This window comes from Methylobacillus methanolivorans, from assembly GCF_044751345.1.
Lineage (GTDB): Bacteria > Pseudomonadota > Gammaproteobacteria > Burkholderiales > Methylophilaceae > Methylobacillus > Methylobacillus methanolivorans.
This window is the reverse complement of sequence record NZ_JBIWXY010000003.1, coordinates 102,180-120,458: the sequence shown is the minus strand read 5'-3', so window position 1 is coordinate 120,458 and position 18,279 is coordinate 102,180. Positions and strand designations below refer to the sequence as shown.

The following is an 18,279-nucleotide window of genomic DNA, read 5'->3' as shown; positions in this document are numbered from 1 at the left end:
ATGCATAAACGCTGGCTCTGCATGCTGCTGGCAAGCAGCTTTTCTGCCGTGCCAGCGGCATGGGCCGCCAAGAGCGAGCCTGAAAAGCCGCGCGAAGCGCTGGATGTCATCCATCAGCGCCTGGAGTCACTGAAAAAGGAACTGGGTAGCTCGCAGGAGGCGCACGCCGAAGCTGCCGACGCCCTCAAGAAAAGTGAAAAAGCGATCAGCGATGCCAACCGCAAGCTGGTCGACCTCAAGCAGCAGCAGCAGGAAAGCAGCCAAACCTTGCAAGCACTTCGCCGTGAGAAAACCACACACGAAGCCGAGCTCAAGCAACAACAATCACTGCTAAACCAACAACTCTATCAACAATACCTGCATGGCAAACCCAACCAGGCTCAGGTGCTACTACAACAGCAAGACCCGAACGCCGCCACGCGCCAGTTGCATTATTTCGGCTACGTTTCACGCGCACGCAAGGAGTTGATGGATGCAGCATCCGCAAACATTGCCAAGATAGAGGCGCTCAATGCGGAAACCAGCAAAACCCTGGCAGAACTGGATACCCTGCAAGAGCAACAGGAAAAAGAACGCGCGGAGCTACAACAACAAAAAAGCCAGCGCGATAAGCTAGTCAAACAGCTGTCGAGCAAGATCAGTGCACAACGCAACGAGATCGACAAACTCAAGCGCGACGAACAACGCTTGACGCAATTAATGGAAAAGCTTGCCAAGGCCGCACGCGAACAAGCAGCCCGTGAAAAGGCTGCCAGGGAAAAAGCACAACGTGAGGCCGCTCGGGAAAGATCCAGACAGGCAACCACTGCACCCAGCGAAAAAACACCAAGCAGCAAGATCGTTGGCCGCAATGAGACCTTGCCCAGCAATGCCTTCGACGGCACCAATTTCGCCTCACTCAAGGGCAAGCTTAACCTGCCGGTACGCGGTGAAATCACCAATCGCTTTGGCAGCAGCCGCGCCGACACCGGTATCTCATGGAAAGGCCTGTTCATTCGCGCGAACGAGGGCAGCGAGGTCAAGTCCGTCGCCAGTGGCCAAGTAGTATTTGCAGATTGGCTACGCGGTTTTGGCAATCTCATCATCATCGACCACGGTAGCGGCTATATGAGCCTATACGGCAACAATCAGGCCGTATTGAAACAAGTCGGCGACAACGTCAAGGGCGGGGATACGATTGCCTCAGTTGGCAATAGCGGCGGCAACGAGCAACACGGCGTGTATTTCGAACTCCGGCTCCAGAGCAAGCCTTTCGACCCACTAAGCTGGAGCGTGGTAAAGTAAAAGCTGTGCCGGACGCTACTCAAATCCGGACTATAAAAAGTATAATCAAACCATCAAAAACCACGCGCTTTTCTGTCGTTTCTATTCACCGAGCAAATGCAACAACACCTTACGCGTATGCGACATGCGTCGGTGCTCGTAGAGGAAGATACCTTGCCAGGTTCCCAGCGCGGGATTTCCATCCATAACCGGTATGGAGATGCTAGTCTGCGTCAATGCAGAACGCACATGCGCTGGCATATCATCCGGCCCTTCGGCAGTATGAATGAACAACGCATCCCCATCCGGCACCAAGCGCTCAAAGAAGCTTTCCATATCCACCAGCACGTCAGAATCGTAATTCTCATTAATGAGAATGCTGGCCGAGGTATGCTGGATATACAGCGTCAGCAAGCCCTGCCGGATACCGGAGCCTTCCACCCACTGCGTCACGGCAGGCGTAATGTCATACAAACGGCGCCCGTTGGTATGCTGGACGATCTGGTGATGTTGCTGCTGCATGAAATGACTCCCGAGAGGCTTAGCTTGATGGGAGGAAGTATAACGGCTGAATGCGGCAGGGAAAAATAGAGAACCATCCACACCTCAAATCTGCGCAATAACAAAAGACAATCTCGATAGTCCATTCGGACCATTAACAGTCCATATCAATATACCTTTAAAACGCCCATAATCATAGCCTCCATCACCCCTGGGAGATTCAAAATGAAAATGCGTTACTTGAGTGCTGCTGTCATACTCGCAACCGCTATTCCCGCCCTGGCCGCCCCCACCACCATCAACTCCACCGCCGTCGATATCAGCTACGATCCGGATACATTCCAGTTCCAGATCAATGATGCATATTACGGCGAGCAAATACTGGATAACAGTATTGCTTCAATATCCGGTGTTACCAACGGAGTCTCCATCAACTTTGGCGGCTCGCTATATGTCAGTGCGGACGGTGGTCGCTCTTTTAGTTACGAAAGCTTTTCAGGCGCCTTTTCCCTGCCTTTGTCCTTTACTGCGCATCCCGGACAGATTATCGAAAGCTACTCCATCACCTATTCCGGCACTTATGACACGTCAAATGGTAGCCTGGGTGCCGCAGGCGTGAGCATTGGCGGCCCAGGCGCATCATTTTCCGGTACTGAGGGGTATGGCTCCAGTTTCAGCGCAACAGGTATCATTTCTGGTGCCACTCTACCCACAATCGCCGGCTCTTTTGAAGCTTGGGCTGACTACACCATGATTGATGTTTATATGGGTCAGGAGTGGGTTGTCACCGGCAACTATTACGTGCCAGGGCCTTGTGACGAATATGGAATCTGCGAGCCCGGGCAATGGGTAGAGGAGGGTTACTGGCAGGATATATATGAGTCCCAAGGTGTGATAGGCACCGCGGCGATCAACCTGCAATCCATCCAGGTAGTTGCCAATATCGCCGCCGTGCCGGAAGCAAGCGCCTATGCAATGCTGCTGGCAGGCTTCAGCGTATTGGGCCTGGCTGCGCGTCGACGCCGTCAACGCAACTAACCCGCCTGCAATCAGGCTTGCTACCGTCCCGGAGCGGGCCTGATTGCTTGTTTGCGCCGGCTTAGCCAGCTTCACGCCGCAATTCATCCTTGCTCCTCTGCTTATCCTCTTGCGATCCCCCCTCCTCCGGATAAAATAGTCGAAAATACAAGTCCAGAGCCCGCCCATGCTACTCCACCGTTTCCGCCCCCCCATCGCACCCCATCATCAGATGGTATTACGTGAAGTGCCATTGCTGGCAGGGCTCAGCAACCACGAGCTGGATACGCTAAATAATGTGCTGCACCAGCGTAGCTACGTGCAGGACGAGATCATCTACGACCCACAAGAAGAAGGGCAAGCGATCTACTTCATCCTGGCAGGGAAAGTCCGCGTCACGCTGGATGGGCAAATCCTTGGCACGCTGGAAGCCGGTCAGTTTTTTGGTGAGCGCGCACTGTTAGAAAACATGCGACGCCACACCCAGGTACGTGCGATTGAAAACTGTGTGCTTGCTGTACTGTTTCGCGATGATTTCCTGCATTTGCTGCATACACACCCGCAAATTGCAGACACCATTTCCCAGCATTGCAGTCTGCGTCGCAGCCAGTTTCCAGAGCTGGAACAAAACACCATACAGCAGCCTCCTGTGCTCAGTGAGAACCATGGCCCCGGGCCTGTCGCCTGGGCTGGCATCATTACCACCACCTGTTTGTTATTGCTGATCTTCAAGAAAATTCTCTGGCTGGTCGTGCCTTTCCTACTGGCCTTGATCCTGTATTACCTGCTGGCTCCATTGGAAAAGAAAATGGTAGCTGCAGGCACGGGCCGGGGTATTGCTGCGGTGGCGCTAAGCGGCGCATTCCTGATGGTGACTGTGATTGGCTTATTGCTGGTTTATCCATTAGTCGTCGCCAGCGCGGCATCATGGCAAGCCGGGATTGCCCACTATTCCGCAGGTGGGGCCGTGCTGGCGGAACAACTGGTGGAAGGCATACAAGAAAAATTCAGCTTCTTGCAGACATCGCACTTTGGCGACAATATTTCCCAGCAAATCACTGACGTCTCGGAACACTTCTCCGACAAATACCTGGGCAAGATACTGAGCGGCCTAGCGACGTGGCTCCCGTCATTATTGCTCACCCCCATCATCACCTTCTTCATGCTCAAGGACGGTGCCAACTTCAGGAAAATGCTCGGCGCCGCCGTTCCCAATGCCTTTTTTGAAAAAACGCTTTATCTGATCCACGCCGTAGATCAAACAGCACGACTATATTTTGTCGGGCTCATGAAAATGACGGTGATTGACACCATCCTTACCACGCTAGGTCTATGGGCACTGGGCATCTCCTCACCGCTCATGCTCGGCCTGACAGTCGCCATCCTGTGCTGGATTCCCTACCTAGGGCCGCTACTGGGCTTTGCCATTGTGGCGCTAGTCGCCTCCACTGATATGCCAGGCAACATCAGCGTCATTTACAGCCTTGCCGGGCTATTTATCCTGATTCGCATGCTGGATGATTTTTTCTTCCTGCCCGCCATCGTAGGTCGCAGCCTGCGCATACATCCATTGCTCACCATCATGATGTTCCTGGTGGGTGAGGCGATTGCTGGCGTAGCCGGATTAATGCTGGTGATCCCCATCCTGGGTGTGGTTCGCATCCTGGGCGAAACTCTGGAAATCATTCTCAAGGATACCCGCTTGCAAGCACGGCACCGCTATTCAGAAAAACTACGCTGGCGGGCAGCCACACGTGACATGGATCGTTAAGCATCACTCACGACAATAAAAAAGGGCTGGAAAACTCCAGCCCTTTTATCGTGCCTACTGCCTACCACCAGCCCCAACGCGGGCCATAATAACCACGCCAGTATGGGCCATAACCCGGCCCCCAGAATGGATCGTAGAATCCGCGGTTGCGCCATTGATACTCACGGCGCAGCTTTTCCTGCTCAATCACTTTTTCCTTCTCACGTTTGTTCAGCTCCTCAGCGAAACCATCCCGCAAGGCCTGCTCGCGGCTGCTGTAGATATAATCCAGCACCTTGGCATCCACGCCCTGCTTGCCTAGCTCCAACGCTTTGGAAGGCGTCAAATCATAGCGGGAATGACTTTCCTTGATCTTGGCGATAATCTCGTCGGGACTGGTGCCAGCCTTGGACAACCGCACCAATTCATCATAGGTAATAAATGGCGTAGGTTGCGGCAATAGCTTTTCCAACTCCTCCGCAGAAATACGTTGAATCTGCGGCTCCTTTTGCTGGGTGGTCGCACATCCTGCCAGCACCAAGCTACCAACCAACGCAGCAGTGACTAATCTCATCTCATCCTCCTGGCCATGCGCCAGATCAATCCAAGCCATGACAGGCTCTACTGTCTGCTAAGACAGTAGAGCAATAGCCAAATTCCCCAAAGTAGCCTCAATAGTAAAATTTTATTTGCTATCACTCACAAAAAAGGCAGGGATGCCCCCTGCCTGAGTGAAAGCTTACGCTTTGGCAAATACCATACGCCCGCCCTTGAAATCTACGTGCACGGTATCCTTCGCGGCAAAGCTGCCGTTGAGGATTTCCTTGGCGAGTGGATTCTCGATCTCGGACTGGATGGCACGCTTGAGTGGACGCGCGCCATACACGGGATCAAAACCAGCACTGGCAATTTCAGCCAGGGCTGCATCACTCACATCCAACTGCATATCCAGAGCAAGCAGGCGCTTGGCAAGGTTCTGCAACTGGATGCTGGCAATCGATTTCACATGCGATTCGCCCAGTGCATGGAACACCACCACCTCGTCAATACGGTTGACGAACTCAGGCCTAAAGTTAGCCTTCACTTCGCCCATCACAGCAAGCTTCACCACCTGGTAGTCATCGCCACTCATGTTCTGGATCATTTGCGAACCCAGATTAGAGGTCATGATAATCACCGTGTTCTTGAAATCGACAGTACGACCTTGTCCATCCGTCAGACGGCCATCATCCAGCACTTGCAACAGCACATTGAACACATCCGGGTGAGCCTTTTCCACCTCATCCAGCAAAATTACCGAATAAGGCTTGCGGCGTACAGCCTCGGTCAGGTAGCCACCTTCCTCGTAACCCACATAGCCAGGAGGTGCGCCAATCAGGCGCGCCACGGAATGCTTTTCCATGAACTCGCTCATGTCGATGCGGATTAGGTGGTCTTCCGAATCAAACAGGAAGCCCGCCAATGCCTTGGTCAGCTCTGTCTTGCCGACGCCAGTAGGCCCGAGGAACAAGAAAGAGCCATAAGGCTTATTCGGGTCGGACAGCCCAGAGCGTGAACGACGGATCGCATCACTCACCAAGCGGACTGCTTCATCCTGCCCCACCACACGCTCGTGCAGCTTGTCTTCCATATGCAGCAGTTTATCGCGCTCGCCTTGCAGCATTTTAGAGACAGGGATGCCTGTTGCACGCGAGACCACCTCGGCAATCTCTTCTGCGCCAACTTGCGTACGCAGCAAGCGATGTGGTTTTTGCTCGCCTTCTTCCGCACTGGCAGCCTGCTTGAGCTGGGTTTCAAGCTGCGGCAGCTTGCCATATTGCAGCTCAGAGACCTTCTGCCATTCACCCTTGCGCGTAGCTTCCTCAATCTGCAGCTTGACCTTCTCGATTTCCTCTTTCAGGTGCTTGCTGCCCTGCACCTGAGCTTTTTCCGCCTTCCAGATTTCCTCCAGATCGGCAAATTCCTTTTCCAGGCGGCGGATTTCGTCCTCAATCAACGACAAGCGCTTTTGCGAAGCCTCATCCTTTTCGCGATGCACGGCTTCACGCTCAATCTTGAGTTGAATCAGGCGGCGTTCCAGCTTATCCAGTGCCTCCGGCTTGGAATCGATTTCCATCTTGATGCGCGAAGCAGCTTCGTCGATCAGGTCGATGGCCTTGTCCGGCAGGAAACGGTCAGTAATGTAGCGATGACTCAATTCGGCAGCAGCCACAATTGCAGGATCAGTGATCTCCACGCCATGGTGCACTTCATATTTTTCCTGCAAGCCGCGCAGGATGGCGATGGTCGCCTCAACTGACGGCTCATCCACCAGCACCTTCTGGAAGCGACGCTCCAGCGCAGCATCCTTCTCAATGTATTTCCGGTATTCATCCAATGTAGTTGCACCCACGCAGTGCAGCTCACCACGCGCCAACGCTGGCTTGAGCATATTGCCTGCATCCATGGCACCTTCCGCCTTGCCTGCACCCACCATCGTATGGATTTCGTCAATAAAGACGATGGTCTGGCCTTCATCCTGCGCCAACTCCTTCAATACGGCCTGCAAGCGCTCCTCGAATTCACCACGGTACTTGGCACCGGCTAGCAAGCCAGCCATGTCCAGCACCAGCACGCGCTTGTTCTTGAGCGTTTCCGGCACTTCGCCATTAACGATACGCTGGGCCAAGCCTTCAACAATGGCGGTCTTACCCACGCCAGGCTCACCGATCAATACCGGATTATTCTTGGTGCGACGTTGCAATACCTGAATGGCGCGACGGATCTCATCATCGCGCCCGATGACGGGGTCGAGCTTGCCGTGACGCGCACGCTCGGTAAGGTCTACCGTGAATTTCTTCAAGGCTTCGCGATTGCCCTCAGCCTCCTGGCTATTGACGTTATCAGTGCCACGAACAGCGTTTACGGCTTGCTCAAGTGCAGGCTTGGTCAGGCCATGGGTTTTCAGCAGGCGACCGGTATCGCCCTTGTCATCCGCCAGGGCGAGCAGGAACATTTCGCTCGCAATATATGCGTCATTCCGTTTCTGGGCGTTACGGTCAGTGACATTCAGGAGGTTATTGAGCTCGCGGGAAATAGACACTTCACCGCCGTTGCCTTGCACCTTGGGCAGCTTGTCAATCGCAGCCTGCAAGCCAGCTTTAAGCGGGGCGAGGTTGGCACCGGCACGTGCCAATAACGATGCCGTACCGCCATCATCCTGGCCCAATAATGCCAAGAGCAAATGTGATGCTTCTATATTCGGGTTGTCATTGCCGACGGCAATACTTTGAGCATCGGCTAATGCTTGTTGAAACTTGGTAGTCAGTTTGTCGAAACGCATGCTTGCCTTCCTTCAATGTTGAGTTGTTTGACTACTAAGTGGTGGTCATCTAGGTGAATTCAAGCACCAATAGCAACTAAATCCTACATGCTGCTAGCGCTGCTTGTTCCAGGTGCGGCCCTCGTCGTCAGACATCATTTGATGCAATAATGAGGAGCCATCATTGCGAATCTCCAGCCAATTGAGGTTGACCTGTGTATTGAGCGATGTCAGCTCGATATAACTGACATCATCGGTGGACATACGCTTGGGCGGTGAGGATACCCAGGCCGCACCATCCATGCGTGCGTAATACACCCCCTTATTCATGCGCATCCATACCAAGTGCCAACCCCATTGCCCACCCTTGACGATAGCAAGCAAAGGAAAGTGGCAACCCAGGCTGCGACTACCACCATAGGTCACGCGACGAATCCCTTGCAGACGGCCCTCGAGAGAAGTCGCCATCACCAAGTCACGCGTACCGTCATTAAATGTGTGTTGCCAGAAAAATACCGGCTGATCGTTGCTATCTCGCGTAGCGGCCACCCGGCAATTGCTAGGAATACGTTCTGCCAACTGGCGCAGCTTGATATCGTCCTCCTGATTGACGACATCGCGACCAACTTCGGCCGCCAGCGCTGAGCAACTAAGTAATACCCCGATAATTCCAATAATCTGTTGTTTCATGTTTCATTAACTCATGTAGAGCATGACGCAAATGGTGTAGGTGCGACAATCTGCCGCACGCTTAGCAAATCGTTTTGTTGTTATTATCCGCGCCTGGTTGCTAGTAGGCAAAAAACACCAAGAGCTCTTTGGCACAGCTTTTACAGGGATGAATACACACTCGTATCATCTCAAGCCATGCAACTGACAAGACACTGCCTGACCAGCTTTAAACCAGACGGCAAGTATATGCTTTTCTTGCGCAAACTGGCAGGCTTCATGGTAGTTGTCTCATGACCAACAATATGCAATATCGTTTATACAATTATTGCCTCCTCAGGAGCATCTTCATGCCTTATCGTTACCGCGTTATTGCGCTTTTGATCATGACGGCCTGTAGCCAGCGAGCTGTTGCTGACCATGTAGCAACAACCGCCAATGAGCAAGATTCGACCATGACGATTGGTGGCATCGTTGTCACTGGCAACCGCTCCTCCAGCCTGCCTGCACGTAGCATCCTTTCCTCCGTGGACGTGATTGGCAAGGAAGCCATTGAAAACCAGACCGTACAAAACAGTTGGCAGCTGTTCTCCCGCGCGCCTGGCGTCATGCTAACCGAGTACCGCATGGGGACCTCAACAGGAAAATTTTCATTCCGTGGCTTCAATGGCGAAGGCGAGATCAATGCCGTGAAGCTATTGATCGACGGCATCCCCAGCAACAGCAACGATGGCAACATGCCTTATCTCGACATGATCATGCCACTGGATATCGAGGCTATCGAAGTAGTGCGTGGTACCAATGATCCACGTTACGGCCTGCACAACATTGCTGGCAATGCCAACGTCGTCACCCGTATCGGCGGCAACTATACGACAGCACGTGCCAGCTATGGCAGCTTCAATACACGTGAATTGCAAACAGCGATGGGCATTGAGAAAGACGGCTTCAGCCAGAATTATTTTGCTGCAGTGCAGGAATACGATGGTTATCGTGCCCACTCTGATTCCCGCAAGCACTCAGTGGCTGGCAAATGGTTTTACGACTCCAGTGACGGGCGCTTGCGCACCGGCTTGATCGCCCGCCACTACCGGCAGGATGCACAGGAGGCTGGCTACCTCACCTACGATCAGGCACGCGCCCACCCTCGTCAATCCATGCCGCATAACAGCACAGATGGCGGCGAACGTGAGCTCAACCAGCTCAGCCTGCACCTGGACTGGGCCATCAATGACCGCTGGTTTCTTTCCAACAAGGTCTACCTCAACACCATGGATGACCAGCGCTGGGTGCGCTTTTCCATCATGAACCCCAATCAGCAGGAACGCCTGCTCAGGGAAAACCATACCGGGCTACTCTCCACCCTTACGTGGAGACCCAATATCGAGCATCTGGGCCTGCATAGCCTGGCGGTTGAAAGTGGCCTGAGTGCCGAATGGCAGAACAACGAGAACTACCGCTACACGACGAATGCACGTCAGCGACTCAGCGCAACACGCAACCAGCACTATGCCTTCGATACCTATGGTGTTTACCTGCAAGCAGTCATCCGTCCTACCGCGAAGCTCAAGATCGTGCCCGCCTATCGTGTAGATCGCGTAGAGGGGGATTTCAGAAATGTCCTCACAGGCACCACGGCAGATGTCCAAGACTATGGCGCAATCCGCCAACCCAAGCTCAGCGCGGTATATAACTTTTCAGAACATTACAGCGCGTATGGTAATTGGGGCCGCAGCTTCCAGGTAGGCATAGGCGCAGCGACTTATAAAACCAACCCGCTCGCCCCCGACCTCAAACCCTCGATCAATGAGGGTTGGGAGCTGGGCCTGAAGTTCCAGCCAACTCATTGGATGGATGGGCGCATTGCGGCCTGGGAGCAAAAAGCCAACAATGAAGCTCGCCGCATCTTGGGGGGTTCCAGCAACGACTCTGAAAACATTGGCGAGACCTTGCGCCAAGGGATAGATTTCCAGGCTAACCTGCGCCCCACTGAAAAACTGGATATCTGGGCCAATCTCTCGGTGCAACGCTCCGAGATCACCAAACCTGGCAATACTGAGCTTTCTAACAAAGGAAACGAGATTGATCATGTTCCCCGGCAGATTTATGGCCTGGGCGCAGATTACCGCGTATTGCCCACGCTCAAGCTTTCGGCCTGGGGCAATGGCCAAGGCGACTATTATCTTGAGCGTTCCAACACTTGGGGAAAATATGGCGGTTATTTCCTCCTCAACCTCAGCGCAGCCTGGCAAGTGCAGAAAAATATCAGCCTGGAGTTGCAAGTACGTAACCTGATGGATCGTTACTATGAATATGCATACTACGATACTGATTATGCGCAAACCCTGCACTCTCCCGGCGAAGGCCGAGGCGTATATGCTTCCCTCCGGCTGGATATCTGACTGCGATAGCTGCTCATCAACCTCAAAAGGATAAAATAGCAACTTCATCAGGATTAAAAGCAAAGAAAAAGGCTGGGTACCAGCAAGTACCCAGCCCCTGAAAAAAGGCCATAGACCTTTAGATGAGGAATCCTTAATCGGATAAGGGAAATATAAATGCTGTCCTCCAGCCTGTGAATGCGACACGTTGTCGCAGCCTCCAGCCCCTCTTACTCCGGCATAGCAATGATACATCCGTGACATTTTGTCACATGCCCTGCCTGATCATGTCTAGGTTACCATTACGCCATGTCTTCCCTTGCCTTTACCACTAATCTGCGTCGGTTGTTATGGCTACGTGTGGTCATGATGACCGCGCTGGTCATGGCGAGTGTTGTCGCCGCTCAGGCATTTGACATCGTGCTCCCCACGCTCAAGGTCGCCAGCGCCATTAGCTTGATGCTGGTAGTCAACCTCATCAGTTGGTTGAGGCTGTGGCGCAAAGCACGCATTCATGAGCTGGAGTTGCTGACTCAGCTATTGCTCGACATCACCCTGCTCACATGGCTGTTTTATGCAACGGGAGGCTATAGCAACCCTTTTGTCTGGATGTACTTACTACCGCTTTCAGTGGCCGCCGTGGCACTCCCTTGGCGTTATACCTGGCTGATTGCCGCACTGGTCATCACCGCTTACAGCGTGCTCATGTTTTGGTACGAACCTTTAACCATCCATAGCCATATGCAGCATGGCGCACCATATCACGAGCATGATGAAGGCTTCAGCCTGCATTTGCTCGGCATGTGGGGTGGCTTTGTCGTCAGTGCAATCGTCATTGCGTTTTTCGTCGAACGCATGGGACGCAACCTGAGGGAATATGACAAACTACTTGCGGAATCACGGGAAAAAGTACTCGCCAGCGAGCGCATGCTGGCACTTGGCACACTAGCAACAGGGGCCGCTCACGAGCTAGGCACGCCGCTTTCCACCATGGCAGTCATTACTCAGGAGCTAGTACAGGAGCATCAGCACGATCAGGAGCTGACAAGCTCACTCACCCTATTGCGCAAGCAAGTCGACCGCTGCAAGGAAATACTCTCATCCATTACCGCATCGGCAGGCATGATTCGTTCCGATGCGAGCAGCGCCATGCCTGCGCATGCATTTATCCAATACGTCGCGGAGCGCTGGCAAGATATGCGCCCCGCCACGCCGCTCACGCTGGATATACAGCTCACTACATCTTCTCCCATCATCATCGCCGACCTGGCACTAGGCCAGGCTATCAGCAACTTGATCAATAATGCAGCCGATGCCTCGCCGGAGGGAATTAGCCTGGTGGCCAAGATCGCACAAGACAACCTGGTGATTGATATTCATGACCAAGGGCTATTCCCTGGCGCGGACCACCCGGCCTTGCTGGGTAAACCCTTCAACAGCAGCAAGCAAGCCGCTGGCGGATTAGGGTTGGGTATCTTTCTGGCTAAGTCTGTACTGGAAAAATTTGATGGTGAAGTCACCTTTACCCCGCGGGAGACGCAAGGCACGCTTACCCAAGTGCGTATTCCACTGAAGAAACTACAACTGAAACTGCCATCGACACCAGCGCCATGACACAAGAACTCTTACCAGACCAACCGACGATGCTGCTGGTTGACGATGATGAAATTTTTACCCAGGTGCTGGAAAAAGCCATGCATAAACGCGGCTTTCTTGTGCAAATCGCTCACAATGTCGCAGAAGCCATCTCCATGTATGTGGACGAAAGTCCGGAATATGCTGTGATTGACTTGCGCATGCCCGGGGATTCCGGGCTGGCATTGGTCAAACACCTGCATCAACTGGATAACGAAACGCGTATCGTGGTGCTGACTGGTTATGCCAGCATTGCCACCGCCGTAGAGGCCGTCAAGTTGGGAGCCACGCACTATCTTGCAAAGCCTGCAGATGCCGACCAGATTTTGGCCGCTTTCGAGCGCGTCGAAGGTGATATCACCACCCCCGTGCCTAATACGGCACTGTCGGTTAACCGCATGGAGTGGGAGCACATCCAGCGCGTGCTACAGGAAAACGACGGTAATATCTCAGCCACTGCGCGTAGCCTGAATATGCACAGGCGTACCCTGCAACGCAAATTGCATAAGCATCCCGTCAAGAAATAAGGGAAATTCCCAGATAGCTAGATAGCCCCTAGCCCATTTGGACTAGTGCCTGACCTACCCCAACTCACTGCACAGCGTTTACAATCCTGGATTATTGCGTTTGCAAGGGGATTTTTTGTTGTCGCCTTACCGTGACAGGTGACACCAAAGCCCAGAATAAGGCAAAATATTGGTTTTCTTATCTACATCCCCTTAAAATCTTTAGCTTTTTTAGTATCACGCTCCCCAAGCAGCTGCACAGCTCCATGGAAAGCCATACTGAAACAAAAACTTACGTGCGCCCAGCGCTATGTAATTGATGGAGAGTAAACATGTTGGATTACGTAATCGCCTTTGACAAGCTGCGCATCACCGATGTGCCTGCAGTTGGCGGCAAGAATGCCTCTTTGGGCGAAATGATCAGCCAACTCACAGCCAAGGGCGTACGAGTACCAGGTGGTTTTGCCACAACAGCCCACGCCTATCGCCAGTTCCTGGCACAGGATGGCCTCGACAAGCGCATCAATGCAGAGCTCGACAAGCTGGACGTCGATGATGTTGATGCACTGGCTGCCACCGGCGAGAAAATCCGCCAATGGATTGTCGACACGCCTTTCCCTCAGGAATTGCAAGACGCGATTGCCGCGCACTACAAGACACTGACCGCCGACTCTGGCGACGACATGACATTTGCCGTGCGCTCATCCGCCACGGCTGAAGACTTGCCTGATGCCTCTTTTGCCGGTCAGCAGGAAAGCTTCCTCAACATTCATGGCTTGGACAACATCCTGCACGCCATCAAGGAAGTGTTTGCTTCCTTGTATAACGACCGTGCAATTTCCTATCGTGTGCACAAGGGTTTCATTCATGCTGATGTTGCCCTGTCTGCTGGCGTACAGCGCATGGTGCGCAGCAACCTGGGTAGCTCGGGCGTCATGTTCACCATGGATACCGAGTCCGGTTTCCGTGACGTGGTGTTCATCACCTCCTCCTACGGCCTCGGTGAAACCGTGGTGCAAGGTGCGGTCAACCCTGACGAGTTCTATGTACACAAGCCACTATTGGCCAAGGGCTTCCCGGCTATCGTGCGCCGCACGCTGGGTTCCAAGCTGATCAAGATGGTATTCAGCGACAGTAATGTTGCTGGCAAGAGTACTCACACTGTAGAGAACAGCAAGGAAGAAAGCGCACGCTACTCCATCGCTGATGAGGAAATCCTCGAACTCGCACGTTTTGCCGTGCTGATTGAAGAACACTACAAGTGCCCAATGGACGTGGAGTGGGGCCGTGACGGTGTAGACGGCAAGCTTTACATCCTGCAAGCTCGCCCAGAGACCGTGAAGTCGCAAAGCGGCAACATCGTCGAGAAATTCCAGATCAACAGCAGTGGCAATACCGCGATCATCACTGGTCGTGCCGTTACTCAAAAAGTAGGCTCTGGCCCAGTACGCGTGGTCAAGCACGCTTCTGAAATGAACACCGTGCAGCCTGGTGACGTATTGGTGGCTGACATGACCGATCCAAATTGGGAACCCGTCATGAAGCGCGCATCCGCACTGGTCACCAACCGTGGTGGCCGTACTTGCCACGCCGCCATCATTGCACGTGAATTGGGTATCCCCGCTATCGTCGGTAGCGTCAACGCCACCGATTTGCTGGAAGATGGCCAGATCGTGACTGTTTCCTGTGCTGAAGGCGAAACTGGCTATGTCTACACTGGTGCCGTACCTTTCACCGTAACCCAGGAAGAAGAGGCTAAGCTGGCCCCTGCACCGGTCAAGGTCATGATGAACGTCGGCAACCCCGATATGGCATTCAGCTTTGCACAAATCCCGAACGATGGTGTTGGCCTGGCCCGCCTGGAGTTCGTGATCAACAACATGATCGGCATCCACCCCAAAGCCATCCTCAACCTGGATAGCGTGCCTGCCGACCTGCAAGAAGAAATCAAGCGTCGCGCCAAGGGCTACGACAGCCCACGCCAGTTCTACATCGACAAGCTGGCAGAAGGCGTTGCTACCATTGGTGCAGCTTTCTGGCCCAAGCCTGTCATTGCCCGTATGTCCGACTTCAAGTCGAACGAATACCGCAAGCTGATTGGCGGCGAAATCTACGAGCCGGAAGAAGAAAACCCAATGCTGGGCTTCCGCGGCGCAACGCGCTACATCTCTCCTGATTTCGAAGACTGCTTCGAGTTGGAGTGCATTGCCATGCGCAAGGTACGTGAACAGCTGGGCCTCACCAATATCGAATTGATGATCCCATTCGTGCGTACTCTGGACGAAGCGCGCAAAGTGGTCGAGATCCTCGCCAAGCACGGCCTCAAGCGTGGCGAGCATGGCTTGCGCCTGATCATGATGTGCGAGATTCCTTCCAACGCCTTGTTGGCTGAGCAGTTCCTGGAATACTTCGATGGCTTCTCCATCGGTTCCAACGACCTGACCCAGCTCTCACTGGGGATGGACCGTGACTCTGGCCTTGTTGCAGCAGGCTTTGATGAGCGCGACCCTGCGGTCAAGGTATTGCTGGAAATGGCGATCAGCACTGCTAACCGCCTGGGTAAATACGTTGGCATCTGCGGTCAAGGACCTTCCGACCACCCAGATTTCGCCGAGTGGTTGGTAGAAAAGGGCATCAAGTCTGTCTCGCTCAACCCTGATACCGTGATCAATACCTGGCAACGTATCAGCAAGAAGTAATTCATCAGGCTAAAGGGATAGCGCGCCATGCAACAACGTAGTGTATTTTTCATTTCCGACGGTACCGGGATTACTGCCGAATCCGTCGGACATTTGCTGGCGCACTTCCCGACGGTAAGTTTCAAGCATATCCGCCTGCCTTTCACCAACTCTGAACAGAAGGTGGAAGAGGCTTTGGTGAAGATTGCCGATACGGAAAAAGCCGATGGTGCACGTCCTATCATCGTGATGACGCTGGTCAATACCGATCTGCGCGACAAGCTCAAGCAAAGTAATGCCGTGCACTTAGATGTGTTTGGATCATTCGTCGATCCATTGGCAGAAGAGTTGCAAGAGCAGCCCTCGCGCACCTCGGGCATTGCCCACAGCGTTCTGGGTAACAGCTATTACGAGCGTATTGATGCCATCAACTTCACGCTCAATCACGATGACGGCATGACCGACTTCGGCCTGAGCGAGGCACAAGTCATCCTGGTTGGCGTCTCCCGTTGTGGCAAGACACCCACCAGCTTGTACTTGGCCATGCAGTTCGGCATCAAGGCTGCCAACTACCCGCTCATCCCGGAAGATCTAGAGCGTGGCACACTGCCCGAAGCCTTGAAGAAGCACCCAGAAAAGCTCTATGGCCTCTCGATCAACCCAGAGCGCCTGCACAGCGTGCGTAGTGAGCGTCGCCCTGATAGCCACTATGCATCACTGGACAACTGCCGCCAAGAAATCCGTCAAGCGGAAAACCTGATGCAGCGTGAAGGGATCAGCTGGATAGACTCCACCAGTCGCTCCATTGAAGAACTCTCTACCATCATCCTGCAAAAAATCCGGGTAAACCCCCATCAATAAGGCAGCTAGGGCGTACAAAACAAAGGAGCTTATCGCTCCTTTTTTATTGCCCTTCGTTACGCACATCAATTAATTATGCTTATCAATTAAATAGAAACAATCAATTTTTAGTACATGAACGTCATAGGTAAGATGGTTGTCATCCAAGAGGCGCTGTTTTATAAAAGTACTGTGGTATGAATAAAACATTGCCTAAGATAAATAAACAATATACAGCCACCAACCTAGGAGAAAGTCATGAGCACCTTGACCACATCGGCAGGAGCACCGGTTCCAGACGATAACAACAGCATCAGTGTTGGTCCACGCGGACCTCTAACGTTCGACAACCACTACCTGTTCGAGAAGCTTGCACATTTCAACCGTGAACGTATCCCCGAGCGTGTCGTACATGCGCGTGGCACAGGTGCCTATGGCACATTCACACTAACCAAGAGTTTGAGTGATCGCACAATAGCGAGCTTTTTGCAGCAGATAGGCGATAAGACCGAGGTATTCGTACGCTTCTCCACAGTAGGTGGTGGTCAGGACTCCAGTGACTTTGCCCGCGACCCCAGGGGCTTTGCCATCAAGTTTTATACGCGCGAAGGCAATTTTGATCTCGTCGGCAACAATACACCGGTGTTCTTCCTCAACGACCCGATCAAGTTCCCTGACTTTATTCACTCACAGAAAAAAGACCCGCAGACCAATCTGCCCAATCCAGCTAACGCTTATGAATTCTGGGCCAATCACCCACAGTCGTTACATCAGATGACCATCCTCATGTCTGATCGCGGCATTCCTGCGTCTTACCGCCACATGCATGGCTTTAGCTCGCACACACTCAGCTTCTGGAATGACAAGGGCGAACGCGTATGGGTCAAGTGGCACATCAAGAGCAATCAGGGTATCAAGACCGTCACAGCAGATGAGGCTGCCAAGCTGCCCACGCATGGCACACAACAAGACCTGGTAGAAGCAATTGCCAGGGGCGAATTTCCCTCTTGGACTGTCAAAGTGCAGATCATGACGGAAGCTGAGGCGCGCACCTATAAGATCAACCCGTTCGATCTCACCAAAGTCTGGCCCCATAGCGACTATCCCTTGATCGAGATTGGTCAGCTTGAGCTGAACCGTAATGTCGACAGCTACTTTGCCGAAACCGAGCAATCGGCATTTGCGCCCAGCAACCTGGTGCCAGGCATTGGTGCCTCGCCAGACAAGATGTTGCAGGCACGCTTGCTGGCCTATCAGGATGCGCACCGCTACCGTGTTGGGGTCAATGCCAACCAGTTGCCCGTCAATGCCGCACGTTGCCCAGTACACCACTACCAGCGTGACGGCGCCATGGCTGCAGGTTGCCCGGTGACAGGCCATGGTGCATCTGCCAACAGCCTTCACCAAATACCTAACTTCTATCCAAACGACAGAGCAGGTGTATCGCCAGCACCAGCCGCCCGTTATGCCCAACCAGCGCTGCCTGTACTTGAGGATGCCTGGATTGGCTATCACGATCAATCGGATGAAGACTACTACAGCCAGCCTGGTGCCTTGTTCCGTCTGATGGATGCAGAGCAAAAACAGCAATTGTTCAACAACATTGCCGCTGGGTTATCGCAGGCGAATGCCTCTATCCAGGAGCGTATCCTGGCTCAATTCCACCGGGCAGACCCAGCGTATGCAGCAGGGGTGAAAGCCGCGCTGGAGGCCATTGCCAAGGCATAAGCAGCATCGC

General features: G+C 53.3%; 13 protein-coding genes. 9 read left to right on the top strand and 4 right to left on the bottom strand.

Features of this window, described 5'->3' with window-relative positions; all coding sequences use genetic code 11:
• A complete protein-coding gene (locus ACIKP9_RS12885; RefSeq protein ID WP_400883662.1) occupies window positions 1-1,284 on the top strand; it encodes a murein hydrolase activator EnvC family protein in 1,284 nt (427 codons plus the stop codon).
• A gap of 81 nt (window positions 1,285-1,365) precedes the next feature.
• Here the strand turns inward: ACIKP9_RS12885 and ACIKP9_RS12880 are convergent, their stop codons facing one another.
• Window positions 1,366-1,785, bottom strand: coding sequence for a secondary thiamine-phosphate synthase enzyme YjbQ (locus ACIKP9_RS12880; RefSeq protein ID WP_400883659.1), 420 nt, complete (start codon window positions 1,783-1,785; stop codon window positions 1,366-1,368).
• A gap of 204 nt (window positions 1,786-1,989) precedes the next feature.
• On the opposite strand from ACIKP9_RS12880, the gene ACIKP9_RS12875 reads away from it, so the two are divergent.
• Together ACIKP9_RS12875 and ACIKP9_RS12870 are read left to right on the top strand one after the other, a co-directional pair.
• A complete protein-coding gene (locus ACIKP9_RS12875; protein ID WP_400883657.1) occupies window positions 1,990-2,802 on the top strand; it encodes a PEP-CTERM sorting domain-containing protein in 813 nt (270 codons plus the stop codon).
• 166 nt (window positions 2,803-2,968) lie between these two features.
• Window positions 2,969-4,552, top strand: a complete 1,584-nt coding sequence (locus tag ACIKP9_RS12870; RefSeq protein ID WP_400883655.1) for an AI-2E family transporter — start codon at window positions 2,969-2,971, stop codon at window positions 4,550-4,552.
• A gap of 61 nt (window positions 4,553-4,613) precedes the next feature.
• Here ACIKP9_RS12870 and ACIKP9_RS12865 read toward each other — a convergent pair whose 3' ends face one another.
• The 3 genes from ACIKP9_RS12865 to ACIKP9_RS12855 form a co-directional block, all read right to left on the bottom strand.
• Window positions 4,614-5,105 (bottom strand): hypothetical protein, encoded by a 492-nt coding sequence (locus ACIKP9_RS12865; RefSeq protein ID WP_400883652.1) that lies wholly within the window; start codon window positions 5,103-5,105, stop codon window positions 4,614-4,616.
• 165 nt (window positions 5,106-5,270) lie between these two features.
• Window positions 5,271-7,853, bottom strand: coding sequence for an ATP-dependent chaperone ClpB (gene clpB / locus ACIKP9_RS12860; RefSeq protein WP_400883649.1), 2,583 nt, complete (start codon window positions 7,851-7,853; stop codon window positions 5,271-5,273).
• A 93-nt stretch (window positions 7,854-7,946) separates the two neighbouring features.
• Window positions 7,947-8,522 (bottom strand): hypothetical protein, encoded by a 576-nt coding sequence (locus tag ACIKP9_RS12855; RefSeq protein ID WP_230348898.1) that lies wholly within the window; start codon window positions 8,520-8,522, stop codon window positions 7,947-7,949.
• Window positions 8,523-8,851: 329 nt separating this feature from the next.
• Between ACIKP9_RS12855 and ACIKP9_RS12850 the strand changes: the two genes are divergently transcribed.
• The 6 genes from ACIKP9_RS12850 to ACIKP9_RS12825 all read left to right on the top strand — a co-directional run bounded on the left by ACIKP9_RS12850 (window position 8,852) and on the right by ACIKP9_RS12825 (window position 18,269).
• Window positions 8,852-10,903: a TonB-dependent receptor gene (locus ACIKP9_RS12850; RefSeq protein ID WP_400883646.1), complete on the top strand. Its 2,052-nt coding sequence runs from the start codon at window positions 8,852-8,854 to the stop codon at window positions 10,901-10,903.
• A 288-nt stretch (window positions 10,904-11,191) separates the two neighbouring features.
• Window positions 11,192-12,496: an ATP-binding protein gene (locus ACIKP9_RS12845; protein WP_400883643.1), complete on the top strand. Its 1,305-nt coding sequence runs from the start codon at window positions 11,192-11,194 to the stop codon at window positions 12,494-12,496.
• Window positions 12,493-13,044 (top strand): response regulator transcription factor, encoded by a 552-nt coding sequence (locus ACIKP9_RS12840; RefSeq protein WP_400883641.1) that lies wholly within the window; start codon window positions 12,493-12,495, stop codon window positions 13,042-13,044. Before ACIKP9_RS12845 ends, ACIKP9_RS12840 begins: the two co-directional genes overlap by 4 nt.
• Window positions 13,045-13,355: 311 nt before the next feature.
• Window positions 13,356-15,722, top strand: a complete 2,367-nt coding sequence (ppsA, locus tag ACIKP9_RS12835; protein WP_400883639.1) for a phosphoenolpyruvate synthase — start codon at window positions 13,356-13,358, stop codon at window positions 15,720-15,722.
• Between the two features lie 27 nt (window positions 15,723-15,749).
• Window positions 15,750-16,562 (top strand): posphoenolpyruvate synthetase regulatory kinase/phosphorylase PpsR, encoded by an 813-nt coding sequence (gene ppsR, locus ACIKP9_RS12830; RefSeq protein WP_400883636.1) that lies wholly within the window; start codon window positions 15,750-15,752, stop codon window positions 16,560-16,562.
• A 237-nt stretch (window positions 16,563-16,799) separates the two neighbouring features.
• A complete protein-coding gene (locus tag ACIKP9_RS12825; protein ID WP_400883633.1) occupies window positions 16,800-18,269 on the top strand; it encodes a catalase in 1,470 nt (489 codons plus the stop codon).
• The last annotated feature ends 10 nt before the right edge of the window (window positions 18,270-18,279 follow it).